This is a genomic window from Streptomyces sp. NPDC057854 (assembly GCF_042797055.1).
Taxonomy (GTDB): domain Bacteria; phylum Actinomycetota; class Actinomycetes; order Streptomycetales; family Streptomycetaceae; genus Streptomyces.
This window is the reverse complement of record NZ_JBHVMF010000022.1, coordinates 109,479-127,519: the sequence shown is the minus strand read 5'-3', so window position 1 is coordinate 127,519 and position 18,041 is coordinate 109,479. Positions and strand designations below refer to the sequence as shown.

Sequence of the window (18,041 nt, the reverse complement as noted above, 5' to 3'; positions counted from 1 at the left end):
AGCTCGACCAGCGCCTCTCCGAGGAGCAGCAGCTGTTCCGCCTCCCTGTGGGCGACGCCGATGCGACGCGACCGGGCCTGGGCGCTGCGCAGGTGGGCGACGGCCTCCCGCCACCGCCCCAGCGAGACGCAGGCGGCGCCGAGTGCCTGCGAGGTGTGGGCACGGAAGATGTCGGCGACGTGTCCCGTCACCGGACAGCCGGGCGCGTCGAGGAAGGCCAGGACGCGCCGGTGCTGGGCGAGTGCTTCCTCCGCCCGGCCCAGCAGGCGCAGAGCGCTCCCGTAGAGGCGCACGGCCTGGGGCCACGCCTCGTAGTGTCCGGTGGTCTCGGCCAGTTCGGCCGCGGAGAGAGCTCTGTCCGCGGTCCTCCGGGCATCGCCGAGCTGCCGGTACCCGCTCGCCGCGTGCACCAGGGCCGAGACCTGCTGGTGGACGTCCTGTGCGCGGCGGGCGTGTTCCAGCGCCTCCTCGGCCCGTTCGACGGCCTCGCGGTGGCGCTGCTCGCAGGTGTTCAGGGCCCAGGAGTGACAGTTCAGGTGGAAAGCCCGCATGGAGGGGTCGTCGATCGCGGCGGCGGCGTCGGCGGCCAGACGGAAGACCTCGGGCCAATGCCCCCAGTGCACCCACAGGTCGCAGAACCATTCCATGGCGTGGGCGGTCTCCACGACCCGGACGTGCTCGCCCCGGTGGGCGGCGGCGCGCAGGGCGGCGAGCCAGGAGGGCGCTTCGCTCTGGAGCCAGTCGCGGGCCTCCGCAGCGCTCCCCGGCGGGACCGGTCCGTCCCAGGACGGCGGGGGTGCCCCGTGATCGGGCTGGTACCAGCGGCCGGCGACCACGGCGGTGTCCAGGAGCCAGGCGCGCAGCCGGTCGTCGGCCGCTTCCCGCTCGGCGGGTTCGTCCTCGTGGGACAGCCGGCCGCGGCCGTACAGCCGGATCAGGTCGTGCAGCTGGTAGCGGCCGGTGAAGGTGGCCTGGAGCAGCCCGGCCTCGACCAGCTCCTCCATCACGTCCTCGGCGTCGACGACGTCGGTGGCCGTCAGCGCCGCGCCGTAGGCGGCGGTCATGTCGGGGCCCGGGACCAGGCTCAGCAGCCGCAGCATCCGCGCGGCCGCGCCGGTCAGCTGGCGGTAGGACAGTTCGAAAGCCGCCTCCACGCGCACGTCGCCGGCGGCGAGCGCGCCCAGGCGGCGTTCCTCGTCCGCGAGGCGCCGGACCAGGTGGTCGACGGTCCATCCGGACCGGACCGTCAGCCAGTTCGCCGCCACTCGCAGGGCCAACGGCAGTCGTCCGCACAGCTCGGCCACCCGGGCCACGGCAGCGGCTTCCGCGTCCGCCCGGTCCTCCCCCAGGATCCGGCGCAGCAGACCGACCGCCTCCGCCCGCCCCATCTCCGACAGCGGCAGCCGGCCGACGTCCTCGAGACCGGTCAGGGGCCGTCGGCTGGTGATCAGCACCAGACTCCGCCCGCCCGCCGGCAGCAGCGTGCGCACCTGACCCTCGTCTCGGGCGTTGTCCAGGACCACCAGGCACCTGCGGTCGCCCAACAGCGCCCGCAGCAGCCCCGCGCGGCCCTGCTGGTCCTCCTGGGCCAGCCGGCGGTCCGACACGCCGAGGGCCTTCAGCAGCTTCAGCAGCGCCTCGCCCGAGTCCACGGGGCCGTCCACGCCATGCAGGTCCACCATGAAACAGCCGTCGGGGAACCTCTCGGCGAGTTCCGCCGCCGCCTTCAGCGCCAGGGTGGTCTTGCCGCACCCCGGCGGTCCCGAGACGACCCACACCGACGCTCCCCCCTCGCCCGGGGCGCGTTCGGCGGCCGCCCGCAGGAGGGCCAGCTGCGGCTCCCGTCCCGTGAAGTCCCCTACCGTTCGCGGCGGCACGGCCGTTCCCGCCGCCGCGACCGCGCGCGTCGGACGCGCCGACCGCGCCGTGCTCAGCAGCGCCTCCCGCTCGTCGTCCGTGAGGCCGAGCCCCTCGGCCAGCGCCACCACGGTGCGCCGCTGCGGAACCAGACTGCGCCCCCGCTCCATGTCGCCGATGGCCCGGACACTCACCCCCGACGCCTCGGACAGCTCCTCCATCGTCAGTCGGCCTCGCCGGCGCAGGCCGCGCAGGACGGCACCGAAGGACGTCGTCCCGTGCACGACTCCCCCTTCCGGTCAGCTCGTCGCCCGCACCGCGGCCCTGATCAGGTCGGCGACCTGCGTGGGCTCGGAGAGGGCGACGGCGTGGGAGGCGTCCGGGAGTTCGAGGACGACGGCTCCGGCGCGTGCGGCGCCGAAGCGCTGCACCTCGGGGCCGATCGTACGGTCCGCCCCGGCGACCAGGGCCCAGGACGGTTTCGTGCGCCATGCCGCCGCGGCCGCGGTCTCGGTGAACGCCGCCGCAGCGAGCGGACGTTGGGACGCGGCCAGGACACCGGCCACGTCCTCGGGGACGTCCGCCGCGAAGACGGCGGGAAACGCCTGCTCCTCGATGGTGACCTCGACCGCGGGGGCGCCGTCGTGGAGCGGGTACGTCCACTCCTTCAGGCTGCCCGTCAGCGGAGGGTCGGGGAAGTGTCCCTGGAGCCGGCCGAGGCTCTCGCCCTCGTCGGGCACGTAGGCGGCCACGTAGACGAGCCCCACGACGTTCTCCGCGGCACCCGCCACGGTGATCAGCGCACCTCCGTACGCGTGGCCGACGAGCACGGCCGTCCCCTCGACCTGTGTCAGGACGGAGGCGAGGTAGGCGGCGTCCGACGCCAGGCCGCGCAGCGGGTTCGGCGGCGCGATCACCGGGATGCCGCTGCTGCGCAGTTCAGCGATGACGCCTATCCAGCCGGTCGCGTCGGCGAAGGCGCCGTGCACGAGGACGACGGTGGGGTGGGGCATGCGAGTTCTCTTCTCGGTGTCGGGCACGACGGCGCGCACGCGTGTCAGCGCCTTCGCTCGTCCTGGGGGTCGTCGGGCGTCGGCGCGAAGGCCGTGGCGGCCAGCGCCTGCCATACGCTGGGGCTCATGCCGTAGGCCCCGCGGAACGTGCGGCTGAAGTGCGAGGGGCTGCTGAAGCCCCAGCGGTGTGCCATCGCGGCCATGGTGGTCCCCCGGGCGGAGCGGACCAGCTCGAACCGGCAGGACTCGAGCCTGCGCTGCCGCACCCACTGGCTCACCGTGCTGCCGTCGCTCTGGAACAGCTTCTGCAGGTAGCGGACGGAGATGTGGTGGGCGCGGGCGATCGACTCCGGTGAGAGGGCCGGGTCCCTCAGGTGTTCCTCGATGTGGGCGCGGATGCGGGAGAGCATGGCGTTGCCGGCTCCGGCCGCGTCGTCGGAGGTGTCGGTGTTGTCCGCTTCGAGGAGCTCCACGACCAGGACGGAGAGGAGGTGCACGGCCGTGCGGGCACGCCGGTCCCCGATCGTGGACCGGCGGAACTCCGTCTCGGCGGCGAGCGAGGTCAGGAACGCGGACGCCAGCGCCCCGATGCCCTCACCGCCGCGTACGGGGACGCCGAGCACCCGGTCCAGTTCCGGCTCCGGGACGCCCAGATAGCAGCGGGGCACCCGGAAGAAGATCGTCCGGCAGTCCTCGCCGAACCGCAGCAGATGCCGTCGGGCCGGGTCGCAGAAGACCAGGTCGCCCGGCTCCAGCAGGGTGGTGGCACGCTCGTGGACGACGGTGACGGCACCGCGCACATGGACGCCGAGGTAGACGTGGTTGCCGTCGTTCGCGTCCGGCATCTCGGAGAGCATCTGGACCAGCCACCCCGAGCCGGAGGGGGAGGAGGCCGGATCGGGCGCCTGCCGGGGCACCCGTTCGGGGGCGCGTGACATCAGTGTGAGGGTCATGGTGTTCCTAGCCGTGGGTTCGTGCAGGCGGGGAGCGGGTTCACGCTCCTCTCGGCAGCTCCTCGGCGAGGAACTTCTCCACGACGGCGTTGAAGGCCGGCGGGTTCTCCAGGAAGGGGAAGTGCGAGCCCGCCACGTCGGACGGGAAGACGTGCAGGCGCGCGCCGGGAATCCTCCCGGCGACGAAGCGCTGCGAATCGGGGTGCACATGGCTTCCCTCACAGCCGATCACCAGAGTCGGCACGTCGATCCGGGGAAGCACGTCGCGCCAGTCCTGCGCGCAGTGGTCGAAGAGCAGCGGGACGCCCGCGTAGGCGGGTGTCGACCTGATCTCCTCGGTGACGAAGGCCAGTACCTCGGGGTCGGGCTCGCCGGAGAACATGCCGCGCACGAAATCGGCGCGGACCGAGTCGCCCTCCGGCCCCGCGAGGGCCGCACCCAGGTACAGCAGCCCGGAGACGTCGAAGATGGCACCGGAGTCCCGCTGTTCCCGCTCGGTCATCCAGGGCACGGCGGCGACCGCCGCGGGCTGGTCGACGGCGACGAAGCGCCGGATCCTTCCGGTCCCGTACTGGTCGACGAAGCTCCACCACACCGAGACGCCCATGGACCAGCCCAGTGCGTCGAAACGGTCGAGACCGAGATGGTCGACGAGTTCGAGCACGTCGCGGGAGAGCCGGGCGATCCGGTAGCCGTGCCGCGGCTTGCCGGACTTCCCGTGGCCGCGGAGGTCGACGGTGACGACACGGCGGCCGGGCGCGAGTCCGTCGATCTGGTGGCGGAACATCGCCTGCGTCTGGCCCCAGCCGTGGAGCATCACCAGCGGCACCCCCTCGCCGCCGGTGTCCTGGTACGCGAGCCGGGCACCGTCCGTCGTGATCAGTTTCTCCATGGCCTCTTCCCTGGTCAGAGGCGGTACGCCTCCCCGCCCGTCCCGCACATCATCGAATGGGGCCCGTCGCCCGCACCACCGCGTGCTGTAGGAATCGGGCCGTGGGTCCTCATCGCTCTGTCGAAGGGGGTCGGGGGTCACCGGGTCCCGCCGGCGCCCGGAGCGACGAGTTCCCCGATCCTGAGACCGAGGTGCAGTGTGAGCCGGTGGGCGCCGTCGTCGAGGTCGAGTCCGGTCACTTCCTGGATCTGGCGCAGGCGGTAGTAGAGCGACGTGCGGTGGATTCCCAGCGCGTCCGCGGTCCTGGGGATCGACCCCGCGTGTTCGAGGAAGCAGCGCAGCGTGTCCCGCAGGCGGTCGCCGCCATGGGCCTCGCTCAGGGTGCGCAGCGGCTCGGGGACCAGCGACGCGTTCAGGGCGTGCTCGGGGAGCTGGAGCAGTACGGCGTGCTCCCCGAGCAGCTCCCAGTCGCCGACGCTGTTGAGGGAGGCCAGCCGGCGTGCCCCGCGGGCCGCCACGAGCGCCTGCTCGTACGAGGTCCGGGCACCGTCCAGCCCGGGATGCCGGCCGCCGACGCCGATCACGGGGTCCGCCGACGGGTCCAGGAAGGTGCGGAGCTCGCCGAGGATGCGAGCGGACTGGGCGGCGACCTCCTCCGCGCCGGGCTGCCGGCCGCGGAGCTGAAGCAGTGTCGCCCGCTCCTTGCCGATCGCGATGAGGCCCTGGGCGGAGCGCGTCTGCCGGTACCCCTCCAGCGCCGCCCAGAGGGCCGCCTCGGACTGCGGCACGGGCTCCGTGCCGCAGCCGAGCTGGACGACGGTGACCAGGACGTGTTCCGCCGCTCCGAGCAGACCGAGTTCCTCGCCGTGGCGACGCGCGGTGGCGCGCGCGGAGACGTCGGTTCCGACGAGCGCGAGGACGAGGTCCCGCTCAGCGGTCTTGCGGGTGTCGGCGGCGACGTGCTCCCCGTACATCTGGGCCGACATGGCGTCCGCGGCCCGGGCGATGGCAGCGGTCTCCTCCTCCCCCAGCTTCTTCTCGGGCACGACCACCACGAGCAGCCCGAGGAGATGCCCCCGTTCGCGCAGCGGCACGACGTAACGGGGCAGCAGCCCGAGATCGTCCCGGCCGTCGATGAACCCGGGTCTGGACCACTGGGTCACGCCCTGGGCGAGGACGTGGCGGATGGCGGCGTTGTCGGCACGGCCCTGCAGCAGGGTGCCGATGCGCACCGGATCCTCGTCGCCGAAGTGCCGGCTGGTGCAGACCATGCGGACCAGCGGGTCGTCGACGGCGACGGACCGGCCGAGCCGCTCCGCGAGCTCGTCGACGAGTGCCTGGAGCTCGGGGCTGCCGGGGCGGGCTCGCTGGAGCCTTCCGGTCATGCGTGGTTCCTCTCTCGATCGCCTGTCCCCGCGGGCTTCTCCCTTCCGCGGTTCTTGATCAGTCTGAGGAAACGACGGCGTCGGCACATCGCATGAATCGTCCATTGCGCGGACGCGCGCAGGGGATACGAAGCGGTTACTCTCCGCTGTCGCGACGCTTCACCAGCCGGGTCAGCTCCGTCCGCGAGGTGACGTCCAGCTTGGTGAAGGCCTTGCGCAGGTGCGTACCCACCGTGTGCGGTGAGAGGGCGAGCTGCTCGGCCGCCTGCCGGTTGGTCAGCCCTCCGGCCACGAGCCGGACCGTCCGCAGCTCCGCCGCCGTCAACTCGGGCCACTCGTCGGAGAGTCCGGCCGTCGAGGGGCGGCGGCGGACACCGGCGGCTCGCAGGCGCCGGCGCACCCGCGCGACGTCCCTCTCGGCGCCCGCTCGCGCATAGAGCGCGAGGGCCGTCTCGAGGTACGGGACCGCTTCCGGCGTGCGGGTGGCGGCCACCTTGCGGCCGGTGTCCTCCAGGGCCGACGCCCGGGCCAGCACGCGAGGGCAGTCCTCGTACAGCCGGACGGCGCGCAGGAGAGGGGCGAGGTCGTTGTCGAGGAGTCCCCGTGCGTGGGCGGCGGTGGCGGCGAGGAACGGGAGCCCGGGGTTGAGCGCGGCCCGTTTCTCCGCCATGACGACCGCCTGCGCGGCCCGTTCGTGCCTGCCCGCGCGCAGCGCCATGCGGACGAGCACCGGCGCGTCGGCGGGGTCGATCAGACCGGCGTAGGCCGGCCGGTCCGCGGCGGGGGCCGTCATCACCCCGTCGAGTTCGGCCATGGCGCGGTCGGGCCGGCCTTCGGAGTCGGCGATCAGGGCCAGCATCCACGAACCGAAGTGCCGGACGACGGGAGCGCCGTCGCTCCGCATGCGCCTCGCCTCCGCCGCGTACACCTCCGCGGTCCGCCGGTCGCCGGTGTGGAGGGCGACGCGCAGCATCACGTACCGGAGGGTGACGTCGGCGAGGTTCCCCGGGCCGGGATCGCCGGCCGTGGGGGACGCGGCTTCGGCGTCGGCCCGGGCGTCCGACAGCCGTCCGGTCTCCAGGAGGATGCGGGTGCGGGTCATGAGCCACATGCGGGTGGCGGCCGTCCGGCCCTGCTCGCGGGTGATCCGGATGCCTTCCTCCGCGACGGCCAGCGCCTCCGCGGTGCGTCCGGTGGTGTTCGACAGGAGGGCGTGCCACAGGGCCTCCGGAACCCACAGCGAGGTGCTGACGCCCAGAGCGTCGGCCAGCGCGGCGGACCGCTCGGCCTGCCGGAACGCCTCGGTCAGGTCCATGCGGTGGAAGCTCACGGCCGAGCGGACGGTCGTCAGGGTGGCCTCGGCGGTGCGGTCCCCCGCTGCCGCCGCGGTCTCCCACGCCTCGGCGGCGGCCTGTTCGGCCGCCGCGTGCTCACCCGACATCGACAGGCCGACGGCGAGCATGGCGAGCAAACGCCCCTTCGCGGCCGTGGAGATCCCGGACAGGGCCGCTCCGGCACGGGCCTGCCGGACCGCCTCGGAGAAGTCGAACGGTACGGCCAGCCGTGCCAGGGCCAGACGCAGGAGCGCCTCGTCCTCGGGCGCGAGGCCGCCGGCCGCCAGGGCGGAGGTACCCAGCTCCCGGGCCTGGGCGGCCCGGTCCGTCTGCCAGAGCAGCGGGATCGTCTCGGCGAGGATCCGCGGCCGCTCCGGATCGTCCGCCCCGGTGAGTTCCCATGCCTGGAGGCTGCGCTCCGCGGCGGGTCCGGGAGCGGTGGCCGCGAGTTCCGCGGCTTCGGCACGCAGCCGGGCGGCGACGGCGGCGTCCCCCGGCGCGGCCCTCGCGGTGTCCGAGGCATCGGCCGGGGCTCGCCGCGGCGGCGGTACGGCGGCCTGTCGGCGCAGGGCCTGACGCAGCGACAGGGGCAGACCGGACTCCACCGCCTCGCGGACGAGGTCGTGGCGGAAGGCGAGGCGGTCGCCGCTTTCGACCAGCAGATCGGCGTCGAGGGCTTCCCGTACGGCGGTGATGAGCGCCGCCGAGGGTTTGCCGAGCAGGTCGGCGAGCAGGGCGACGGTGACCGTGCCGCCCGCGGCGGCCGCCGTCCGCACCAGCTCCCGCGCTTCGTCGGACAGCTGGTCGAGCCGGCGCGTGACGGAAGGCAGCTGCCGCGGGGCGGAGAGCCCGGCCGGCAGGCCGGCCCTGCCGTCGCCGGCCGTCACCACCTCCTCGCGCAGCGAGCCGAGCAGCTCGATCAGCAGCTGGGGCACTCCCTCGGCGCGCCGGGCGAGGCGGAGGACGTCCGGGCCGGGAGGGGCGCCGAGGACGTCCTCGGCGATCCGGGCGGTCGCGGGGTCATCCAGCGGTTCGAGGACCAGCTCGCGTGCGCCTGCCTGACGGATCCTGTCCAGGGTGGTGCGCACCCCGGACGGCACGCTGCCGGCGCGCACGGCGACCAGCCACAGGACCGGGTGTGACGAGAGTCCCGCCGCGAGCGTGCGGAAGGTGAGCAGGGTCAGGTCGTCGCACCACTGGAGGTCGTCGAGGACGACGAGCAGGGGTCCGTTCCGGGCCGCCTCCCGCAGGCGGTCCCCCAGCTCCTGGAGCAGCCAGAACCGCCGGCCGGGCGTCGTGGCGAGGTCCCGGAGGCGCTGGGCGCCGGACAGCGGTTCCTCACCGGACAGTACGCCTTCGAGGAGCGGGCCGAGCGGCAGGACATGCTCGTCGGGGTCCGCCGCCCCCTGGAACACGCGCGTCCCGCGCCGCCTCGCGGTCGCCGCTGCCTCGGCGAGGAGCCTGGTCCTGCCGATCCCGGCGGGGCCCTCGACGCGGACGATCCCGCCCTCGCCCCGGCCGAGCGCGTCGAGCCGCCCCTCGATGAAGGCCAGTTCGGTTTCCCTGCCCCGGAGGGATGGCAGCGGGCCGTCCGGCTCCTCCGGTCCTGTCCTCGTCGTCACTCGGTTCGCGCTCATACGGCGGATCAGTATGAACCACGTGCCCCGCCCCGGCGGCGCCCGGCCCGGGGCCCCGCCGGGGCGGCGTCACCGCGGGGCGGTCAGCGGCGCGGTGTCACTTCGCCAGGAAGGCGAGGAGGGCGGTGTTGACCTCCTCGGCGTGGGTCCACAGCAGGCCGTGCGGGGCGCCTTCGATCTCGACGTAGTCGGCGGACGGCAGCGCCTTGTGGAAGGGGCGCGCGGTGCCCTCGGCCGGCAGGATGCGGTCGGCGGTGCCGTGCAGGATCAGTGCCGGCACGTCGACGGCGGGGATGTCGGCGCGGAAGTCCGTGTACCAGGTGGCGGGCGCGGCGGAGGCGGCGAAGGAGCCGCCGCGGGCCGCGGTGTTCCAGCTGTTGCGGACGGCCTCCTCGCTGATGCGGCTGCCCAGGTTCTCGTCGAGGTTGTAGAAGTCGTTGAAGAAGGCCGTGTAGTAGGCGTACCGGTCGGCCTTCACGGCGGCCACGACGCCGTCGAAGAACTCCTTCGGGGCGACGCCGTCCGGGTTGTCGTCGCTCTTGAGCAGGCAGGGCTCCAGGGAGGCCAGGAAGGCGACCTTGGCGACGCGGCCGGAGCCGTACGCGGAGACGTAGCGGGCGACCTCGCCGGTGCCCATGGAGAAGCCGACGAGGACGGCGTCCTTCAGGTCGAGCGTCTCCATCACGGTGTTCAGGTCGGCGGCGAAGGTGTCGTAGTCGTAGCCGGTGGTCGGCTGGGACGACTGTCCGAAGCCGCGGCGGTCGTACGTGATCACCCGGTAGCCGGCGTCGAGCAGGGCGGCGCTCTGGCGCTCCCAGGAGTGGCCGTCGAGCGGGAAGCCGTGGATGAGGACGACGGGCTGCCCGGCTCCCTGGTCCTCGTAGTACAGCTCGATGGGGTTGGTGTTCTCCTGGCCCACGGTGATGTACGGCATGGGGATGTCTCCTCGTTCGGGTCGGCGGGTCCGCGCGCGGGATCGGCGCGGTGTGCCCGTCACGCTAGGACCGGCCCCGCGCCTCCTGTTGCCGTACCGCGCACCACACCTTGCACGGGGGCGCAGAACTCGTGCTCAGTCGTCGCCGGCCGATCCGGCGTCGTCCTCCGCGAGCACGATCCTGGCCAGGTGGACCCTGGAGCGCACCGACAGCTTCCGGAAGATCGACGCCAGATGGGTGTTGACCGTGTGCGGGGACACGACCAGGGCCTCCGCGGCCGACCGGTTGGTGTGCCCCGCGGCGATCAGCCGGGCCACCTTGCGTTCCGAGGTCGTGAGCGCGTCCCAGCCCTGGTCGGTGCGCGGTCTGAGGCGTCCGGTGCGCCGGCCGGGGCGGCGTGCGGTCCGTTCCGGTTCGGCCCGGACCCGGTCGGCCTCGGCGTCGGCCCCCGCCTGGGCGTAGAGGTCGTGCGCCCTGGTCAGGGCGGGTGTCGCGGCGGGATCGCCCGAGGCCAGAAGCGCGCGCCCCAGGTCGGCGGACGCGGCTGCCAGGTGCAGTGGCCGGGGGCCTTGCAGGAGGGTGTCCACCGCCCGCTCCAGGAGGCCGTGGTCGGCGTTCACCAGGGCGGACGCGTGGGCGGCCGTCCCCTGGGCGGTCGGCACGGCGGGGTTGCGGGCGGCGTGTGCGGCGGCCTGTGCCGCGAGATCGGCGGCGAGCTGCCGGTCCCCGCCGCGCAGGGCGATCCGCACGGCCTGGACGACGTGAGGGCGCAGGAGCCGCCACCGGAGGAAGGGGTGGTCCCGCTGCACCGACCGGACGAGTTCGGCCGCTGCCGCGTGGTCGCCGTCGGCGTCGGCGACGACGGCCTCGAAGTACCGGTGCGCGGCGTGGTTCCCCGTGTTCGGCCGGTCGGCCACGGCCGCCCGCACGACGTCGAGGTGTTCCCGCGCGGCCTCGCGGTCGCCGCGCAGCATCGCGAGGAGGCCGCGGTTGACGCGGATGTTGACCAGGTTGCCGGGCACATGGAGGTCCGCTTCGAGACGTTCGGCGGTGACGAAGTCGGCGTCCGCGTCGTCGAGCCGTCCGAGCCCCATGTTCAGGGTTCCCTGGGCCCACAGGAGCATGGCGGGGCGCAGGGGATGGTCGCCCGCCCGCCTGAGCAGTCGCCGTACGGCGTCGAAGTCGTCCATGTGGATCAGGGCGACGGCCTCCTCGGGCAGGAAGGCCGTGTCGAACACGCTCAGAGCGGTGTGGTGTTCGACGGCCGCGGCGCAGTCGCCCGCGTTGAGGGCGATCTCGCCGAGGCCCCACAACGCGAGGACGCGAGCCTCCCGGTCGCCTGCCCGCTCCGCCTCGGCGAGTGCCCGTTCGCCGGTTTCCCGGGCGGCCGCGAGGTCGCTCCCGCGGGACCGGGCGAGGGCCTGCCGGGCGATCAGCCGGGCACGGACCGCGGGGTCGGTGACGGCTGCCAGCGCCGTCGTCGTGCGGCGGCTCAGCTCGTGGACGTCGTCGAGGTGCCAGAGCGTGTCGCCGAGGACCGACTGCAGACGGGCGAAAACGTCCAGGGGCGGCTGCCGGGCGAGCAGCAGGTCCCCTGTTTCCCGTGCCTGCGTGTAGCGGCCCGCGCGGGTCAGCGCGACGATGGCTCGCTCCCCGACGTCGTACGCCACGGGCGCACGGGCCGGTACGAGTTCCAGGGCACGCACGGCCAGGTCGGCGGCGAGGTCGGGCATCACGGCGATCACGTCCTCGGCGGCCGTGCCGAGGAGTCCGATCGCCTCCATGTCGCCGGGTTCGGCGCTCTTCAGCAGGTGCGGGACCGCGTCGCCGGAGCTCCGGCCCGCCGCGACGAGCAGGCTCGCGGCCTCCCGGTGCAGTGCCCGGCGTACGGAGGGCGCGAGGTCGGCGTACACCGCTTGGCGGAGCAGGTCGTGGCGGAACAGGAGGCGTTCGCCGTCGTCGTGCAGGAGGGCGGCCGCGATCGCCTCGTCCACTTCGGCGCTGAGTCCGGAGGCGGGCCGGCCGCACAGGGCCGCGGCGTCGGTGAGCGAGAACGCGCGGCCGAGGACCGAGCCGACGCGCAGGAAGTGCAGGGTGTCCGGCCGGAGGCCGGCCAGGCGGCCGCGTACGCCGAGGACCAGCCGCTCGGGCGGCTCCGGCCCGCCCGCGCCCGTCGCCGCGATGCCGGCGAGCATCTCGCCCGCGAGGAAGGGGTTGCCGCCCGCCCCGTCGAGGAGCTCCCTCACGCGGGCCGGCACGTCCCCGCCGAGGACGTCCCGAGCCACCTCGGCCAGGGCAGTGTCGGACAGCGGCCGCAGGGGGAGGGTCGTCTTCAGTGGCCCCTGCCCGTACAGCTCCGGGTCCTCCCTGCTGGTGAGCAGCCACAGCACCGGGGAACTGAGCAGCCGTGCCGGCAGGACGCTCAGGGCGAAACGGCTCAGCGGGTCGGCCCATTGCACGTCGTCGACCGCGATCAGCACCGGCCTGCCCGCCGAGCGTTCCTCGATCAGCTGGGCGAGCCGTTCGACGAGCCAGATGCGCTGGTCGTGGTGGCCGGCGAGGTCCGCGAGGTCCGTGCCGGAGAGCAGCGGCGGGTCACCGTGCAGGAGGCCCGAGGCCAGGGAGGCGAGCGGTGCCAGTTCGTGCAGTTCCTCGGCGCGTCCCTGGCTGACGAGGAATCCCCGGGCCCGTGCGAGCGGTACGGTCTCCCGCAGCAGCGCGGTCTTGCCGATCCCGGGCTCGCCGAGAAGCAGCGCGACCGCGCCTCCCTCGCCGTCCCGCACCGCTTCGACCAGGGCGCGCAGCTGCTCCAGCTCGGCTTCGCGGCCCCGCAGCCCGGGCCGGCTCAGCCCTGTCGCCGTGCCCTGCCCGTCGGACCCGTCGGGGCTCATCCCTTGACCGATCCGGCGAGCAGGCCCGCCGCGAAGTGCCGCCGGAGGGAGAAGAAGACGAGCAGCGGCACGAGCGCGGCCACGAAGGCTCCCGCGGTGAGCCGCTGCCAGTCGTTGCCGTAGGTCCCGGCCAGGCTCGCCAGCCTGACCGTCATAGGCGCGGTCTCGGCCGTGCCGCCCGACAGCGTCAGGGCCACGAGGAGGTCGTTCCACACCCAGACGAACTGGATGACGGCGAAGCCGACCAGGGCCGGGCGGGCCGGCGGCAGCACGATCCGGAGCAGCAGAGTCCCGTGCGACGCTCCGTCGACGCGGGCGGCCTCGATCATGTCCCGGGGGAGCCCGGCCAGGAAGTTGTGCAGGAGGAACACCGCGAACGGCAGCGCGAAGACCGTGTGGGCGAACCAGACCTGGCCGAACCGCGCGGGACCGGTGAGGTGCCACGCGGGCAGGAACAGCCAGCCTTGGGAGAAGAGCTTCAGGAGCGGGACGAGCGCCATCTGCAGCGGCACGACCTGGAGCGCGAAGATGCCCACGACGAGCGCGTCGCGCCCCTTGAAGTCGATCCAGGCCAGGGCGTAGGCCGCGAAGAAGGCCAGGACGAGGGGGAACAGCACCGAGGGAACGGTGATGACGACGGAGTTGACGAAGTGCTCCGCGAGTCGCCCCGCCCCGTTCCCGCCGCCGGAGAGCACCTCGCCGTAGTTGTCGAGCGTGAGGTTCGGTGTACCGAAGACGGTCCACCAGCCCGTCCTCTTGATCTCCTCCTCGGGACGGAAGGAGGAGAGCAGAAGGCCGAGGGTCGGTGTCGTCCAGAGGACCGCGATCACCACGGCGATCGACGTGACGGTACGGGAGGTCAGTCGCTCCCGGACGCCGTTCACCCCGTCCTCCGCCGCGCCCGGACCTGGTGGGCGACGAAGGGAGTGACGAGGAGGAAGAGGAGCACGGCGAGTGCCGCGCCGCGGCCCGTCTCGCCGTAGCGGAAGGCCTGGTCGTACATCTCGTGGGCGATGACGCCCGTGTCGAGCTGTCCGCCGGTCATGGTCTTGACGATGTCGAAGGCCTTGAAGGTGCCGATCGCCTGGGCGAGGAGCACGACGAGGAGCGTGGGCCGGATCGACGGTACGGTGATCCGCCGGAAGATCTGCCCGGGCGACGCGCCGTCGAGCCGGGCGGCCTCGGTCAGCTCCGCGGGTACGGCTCTGATCGCGCCGGTCAGCAGGACGGCCGCGAAGCCCGCCTGTGTCCACACCATCGCCACGATGAGGAACAGGACGTTCCAGGGAGAGTCCACGAGCCACTGCCTCGGTTCGCCGCCGAACACGACGACGAGCTGGTTCAGCAGCCCGATCTGCCCGGCTTCCGCGGGCCGGTAGGCGTAGACGAACTTCCAGACGACACCCGCGCCGACGAAGGAGATCGCCATCGGCATCAGGATCAGCGACAGTGCGAGCGTTCTGAACCGCGACCGTGCGACGGCCGCCGCGTAGAGCAGACCGACGGCGGTGGACGCCGGCGGCACGAGGACCACCCACGCCAGGGTGTTGCGCAGCGCCACCCGCGCCCGGTGGTCGGTGAACATCCACACGTAGTTGTCGAGCCCGGCCCACTCGTCTCCCCCGCCGTTGGTGAACGACAGCGCCAGCGTGCGCAGACCGGGCAGGAGCAGACCGATCGTGAGCAGCACCAGCGCGGGGGCCAGCAGGATCAGGGCCGCGGCCCTCCTCCGTACCGGCCCCCGGTGCAGTGCGAGGAGGATGAGGGAGACGACCGCCGCGAAGGCCGCGATGCCCTGGACCAGGTACAGCAGCTTGGGCTGCTGGGCGGCGACGTCGAACGACATCACTTCTTCGGCCAGGACCGTTCGATGGTGTCGGCGACCTGCCGGGTGCTCGCGCCGCCGATCCAGTCGACGGCTCCCTTCCAGAACGTCCCGGCGCCGACCGACGCGGGCATCAGATCCGAACCGTCGAACCTGAACTGTGTCCTGGGGTCCTGGAGCAGCTGGATCGAGAGCCTGTCGACGGGGGTCGCGGCGTTCGCCGGATCCACGTTCATGTTCGCCGAGACGAACGGGCCCTTCTTCATCCGCGCGTTCGCGAAGTCCGCGGTGGCCAGATATTCCTGGAACGCTCGTACTTCGGGACGGTCGGCGAACGCCGCGGTGAACACCCCGCCGCCCAGTACGGGGCGGTTCGTCGAGTGGGCACCGGGCAGCAGGAAGGCGTAGACGTCCTTGTCAGGTCCGATCTCGGTGCCCTGCGGCCACATGTCGGCATAGAACGAGGCCTGGCGGTGCATCGCGCAGTCACCGGAGAGAACCGGTGTGCCGGCCTCCTGGAAGGAGATCGACGCCATCGACCGGGCCGGGCCGAAACCGCCGTTGGCGTACCGGTCGTTCTTGAGGATGGACCCCACGGTGTTCATGGCCCGGATGACACGGGGGTCATTGAACGGGATCTCGTGGGCGACCCACCGGTCGTAGACGTCCGTGCCCTGCTGGCGCAGCAGGACGTCCTCGATCCAGTCCGTCACGGGCCAGCCGGTCGCCTCGGCGGACTCGATGCCCGCACACCAGGGTGTGACTCCCGACGCCGCGATCTTCTCGGTCACGGCCATCAACTCGGACCACGTCCGGGGAACGCTCAGTCCGTTGTCACGGAAGAACGTCGGGGAGTACCAGACGAACGACTTCACGTTCGCGACCAGCGGCGTGCCGTAGAGGGTGCCGTCCACGGTCGCGTAACTGTTCCAGTCCGCCGACCAGCCTTCCTTCGCCAGGCTCACGACCCCGGCGCTCGCGGGCTTGAGCTTCCCCGCCCGCGCGAAGCGTTCCAGGAGCCCTGGCTGAGGGAAGAACGCCACGTCAGGGGCGCTCCCGCCGTCGACGCGGACCTGGATCTGGGCCTCGAACTCCCCGTCCCCCTCGTACTGGACGTCGATTCCCGTGCAATCGGCGAAGTCCGCCCACGTCTCCTCGAACAGGTCGGCCTCCCGGTCCCGGTTCTCCGCGTACACGGTGACCTCGGTTCCGGGGTGCTCGCCGTACCGGGCGTACGGTGCGCAGTCCGCGGTGGTGTGCGACCGCGGACCGCCGTCCTGCGGGGTGCCGCAGGCCGTGGTCGTGACGGCGAGGGTGATGACGGCGAGCGCGAGCCTCGCGCCGAACCTCATGGGTGTGCTTCCTCCGATCGCCCGCCGCGTGTTCTCGGCGGGCGTGTCGGAAAGCTACCGCGTTCGAACGACAGAGACCAATCGTTCGATGTTCAAGCGTCGGATCAGTGCCCCGTGGACCGGGCCGCGTCGATGATCAGCTCCGCCACGGCCTTGGGCTGGGAAAGCATGACCAGGTGCGAGGAATCGACCTCGACGGTGGTCATGCCGGCGCGCTCGTACCCGTACCGCTCCACATCGGGGTTGATCGTGCGGTCGGAGGAGGCGACCAAGCCCCACGAGGGCTTGGTCCTCCACGCGGCGACCGGGGCCGCCTCCGAGAACGCCCGCGCGGCCAGGGGCCGCTGGGAGACGGCGAGCACCGCGGCGAGGTCGGGGGCGACGTCCGCCGCGAACAGAGCGGGGAACCGGTCGACCGCCACCGAGACGTCGGTACCGGTGTCGGTGGAGCCGGGCTCCGGGAACGGGGTGTAGACGAGCGCGTCGGCGAGGCCGGAGTCGGGGAAGCGGCCCTGCAGCTCGCCCAGGCTCTCGCCCTCCTCCAGCGCGTATCCCGCGAGGTACACCAGGGCGCGGACGTTGTCCTCCGCACCCGCGAGGGTGATGACGGCGCCGCCGTAGGAGTGCCCCACCAGGATCACGGGCCCTTCGACGGCACGGACCACCGAGGCGATGTACGCGGCGTCGTCGACGAGGCTGCGGTTGGGCACCGCCGGGGCGATCACCTCCATGCCGGCGGCGGTCAGTTCGGGGATGACCCGAGCGAAGCTGGAGGCATCGGCGAAGGCGCCGTGGACCAGGACGACGGTGGGGCGGGCGTGTCGGGGCATGGGTGAACTCCTCGGTGAGTGGCGGGGGGAAGGCGGTGGTGGGTCGGTTCACAGGCCGAAGCGGGCGCGGCGCCCCTCGGGCACCAGGTCGACGTAGTCGGGGTGCTGGCCGATCCAGCCGCGGATGAAGGGGCAGTAGGGCAGAACGCGCAGGCCGCGGTCCCGGGCGTCGTCCAGGGCGCCGCGGGCGAGCAGCCCGCCCAGGCCCTGGCCGCCGAAACGGGGATCGATCTCGGTGTGGATGAAGGCGATCTCGCCTTCCGAGAGGTGGTACTCGGCGAAGCCGGCTGTCTCGGTGCCCTTGCCGTCGTCAGTGACGACGATCTCGTACCGGGACTTCTCGGGCCGGTCGATCACGCGGGGGTCCATGGATGCTCCTGTGGGGTCGGGAGGTGTCTGCGGTCAGAGGGTGCGGCGCACGCCCGCCTGGCGTTCCAGGTTGCGGAGCTGGACGGCGAGGTCGCCCTCCACGGCGAGGTGGGCGGGGCCGCTGCGGCCCAGGGGCAGGACCTGCTCGCCGCGCATGTCCTCGAGCATCAGGGCGAACGCCGTGTACATCGCGACGAGCGCCACCATGAGGCCGAGCGCCCCGGACGTGCGGGTCAGCCACTCGGCTCCGGTGACGCCCGCGAGACCGGTGGCCGCCCAGCGGGGCAGGGAGACCGCGAGGACGAGCCACAGCGCCCGCTTGGGTCCGGTCACGGCGGTCATCAGCGCGCCGAAGCAGAGGAGTGCCAGGTTGAAGACGCCGAGGACCTTCGGGCCGTCGGCCGCGCCACTGAGCATGATGAGCGAATACGGCAGCCAGCTGCCCGCGAACACCGCCATCAGGGTGGCCGCGATCACGTCACGGGCACCGAAGGCCAGGAAGCTCACCAGGAGTTGGAGAACGAACGCGGGCAGCACCGTGAAGGCGACGGCGGTGCGGGCCTCCTCCCCGAGGATCCCGAGCTGAAGGCATCCCGTCATGACGGACGCGATGGCGATGGTGAAGAAGCCGAGCGGCATGGGGGAGGCGATGGGGCGCAGAGTGATCCGGGTCATCGACCGGAGGTCCGGTTCGAAGCGGCGTCCCGGGGGCGCGGCCGGGTTCTGTTCGTCGCCGTCGGCGGCCGGGGAGGCGGCAGTCATCGGGGG

At 73.0% G+C, this 18,041-nt stretch carries 13 protein-coding genes and 1 pseudogene; all 14 read right to left on the bottom strand.

Features of this window, described 5'->3' with window-relative positions; genetic code table 11:
* Positions 1-1,250: 1,250 nt before the first annotated feature.
* A pseudogene (locus ACFVQZ_RS28095) lies at positions 1,251-2,141 on the bottom strand (helix-turn-helix domain-containing protein); the annotation flags it as partial.
* Between the two features lie 15 nt (positions 2,142-2,156).
* Complete coding sequence (locus ACFVQZ_RS28090; RefSeq protein ID WP_030496165.1) at positions 2,157-2,870, bottom strand: alpha/beta hydrolase; 714 nt, start codon at positions 2,868-2,870, stop codon at positions 2,157-2,159.
* A gap of 44 nt (positions 2,871-2,914) precedes the next feature.
* Positions 2,915-3,823 (bottom strand): helix-turn-helix domain-containing protein, encoded by a 909-nt coding sequence (locus ACFVQZ_RS28085; protein ID WP_383627232.1) that lies wholly within the window; start codon positions 3,821-3,823, stop codon positions 2,915-2,917.
* Between the two features lie 40 nt (positions 3,824-3,863).
* Positions 3,864-4,715, bottom strand: a complete 852-nt coding sequence (locus ACFVQZ_RS28080) for an alpha/beta fold hydrolase (RefSeq protein ID WP_030496167.1) — start codon at positions 4,713-4,715, stop codon at positions 3,864-3,866.
* A 137-nt stretch (positions 4,716-4,852) separates the two neighbouring features.
* Positions 4,853-6,100, bottom strand: coding sequence for a helix-turn-helix domain-containing protein (locus ACFVQZ_RS28075; RefSeq protein ID WP_030496168.1), 1,248 nt, complete (start codon positions 6,098-6,100; stop codon positions 4,853-4,855).
* A 136-nt stretch (positions 6,101-6,236) separates the two neighbouring features.
* Positions 6,237-9,071 carry a helix-turn-helix transcriptional regulator gene (locus ACFVQZ_RS28070; RefSeq protein WP_383627227.1) on the bottom strand — a complete coding sequence of 945 codons (2,835 nt, stop codon included), beginning with the start codon at positions 9,069-9,071 and terminating at the stop codon, positions 6,237-6,239.
* Between the two features lie 97 nt (positions 9,072-9,168).
* Positions 9,169-10,005 (bottom strand): alpha/beta hydrolase, encoded by an 837-nt coding sequence (locus ACFVQZ_RS28065; protein ID WP_030496170.1) that lies wholly within the window; start codon positions 10,003-10,005, stop codon positions 9,169-9,171.
* A gap of 135 nt (positions 10,006-10,140) precedes the next feature.
* On the bottom strand, positions 10,141-12,897 hold the full coding sequence (locus ACFVQZ_RS28060) for an AAA family ATPase (protein ID WP_383627224.1): 2,757 nt from the start codon (positions 12,895-12,897) through the stop codon (positions 10,141-10,143).
* Positions 12,894-13,781, bottom strand: a complete 888-nt coding sequence (locus ACFVQZ_RS28055; protein WP_030496172.1) for a carbohydrate ABC transporter permease — start codon at positions 13,779-13,781, stop codon at positions 12,894-12,896. Before ACFVQZ_RS28055 ends, ACFVQZ_RS28060 begins: the two co-directional genes overlap by 4 nt.
* Positions 13,778-14,743 carry a carbohydrate ABC transporter permease gene (locus tag ACFVQZ_RS28050; RefSeq protein ID WP_383627220.1) on the bottom strand — a complete coding sequence of 322 codons (966 nt, stop codon included), beginning with the start codon at positions 14,741-14,743 and terminating at the stop codon, positions 13,778-13,780. The genes ACFVQZ_RS28055 and ACFVQZ_RS28050 overlap by 4 nt, the downstream gene beginning before the upstream one ends.
* Positions 14,743-16,074: an ABC transporter substrate-binding protein gene (locus ACFVQZ_RS28045; protein ID WP_383627217.1), complete on the bottom strand. Its 1,332-nt coding sequence runs from the start codon at positions 16,072-16,074 to the stop codon at positions 14,743-14,745. Before ACFVQZ_RS28045 ends, ACFVQZ_RS28050 begins: the two co-directional genes overlap by 1 nt.
* Positions 16,075-16,178: 104 nt before the next feature.
* Complete coding sequence (locus tag ACFVQZ_RS28040) at positions 16,179-16,904, bottom strand: alpha/beta hydrolase (RefSeq protein ID WP_030496175.1); 726 nt, start codon at positions 16,902-16,904, stop codon at positions 16,179-16,181.
* 48 nt (positions 16,905-16,952) lie between these two features.
* Positions 16,953-17,273, bottom strand: coding sequence for a GNAT family N-acetyltransferase (locus ACFVQZ_RS28035; protein WP_030496176.1), 321 nt, complete (start codon positions 17,271-17,273; stop codon positions 16,953-16,955).
* Positions 17,274-17,306: 33 nt separating this feature from the next.
* Positions 17,307-18,035: a GPR1/FUN34/YaaH family transporter gene (locus tag ACFVQZ_RS28030; RefSeq protein WP_030496177.1), complete on the bottom strand. Its 729-nt coding sequence runs from the start codon at positions 18,033-18,035 to the stop codon at positions 17,307-17,309.
* Positions 18,036-18,041: the final 6 nt, after the last annotated feature.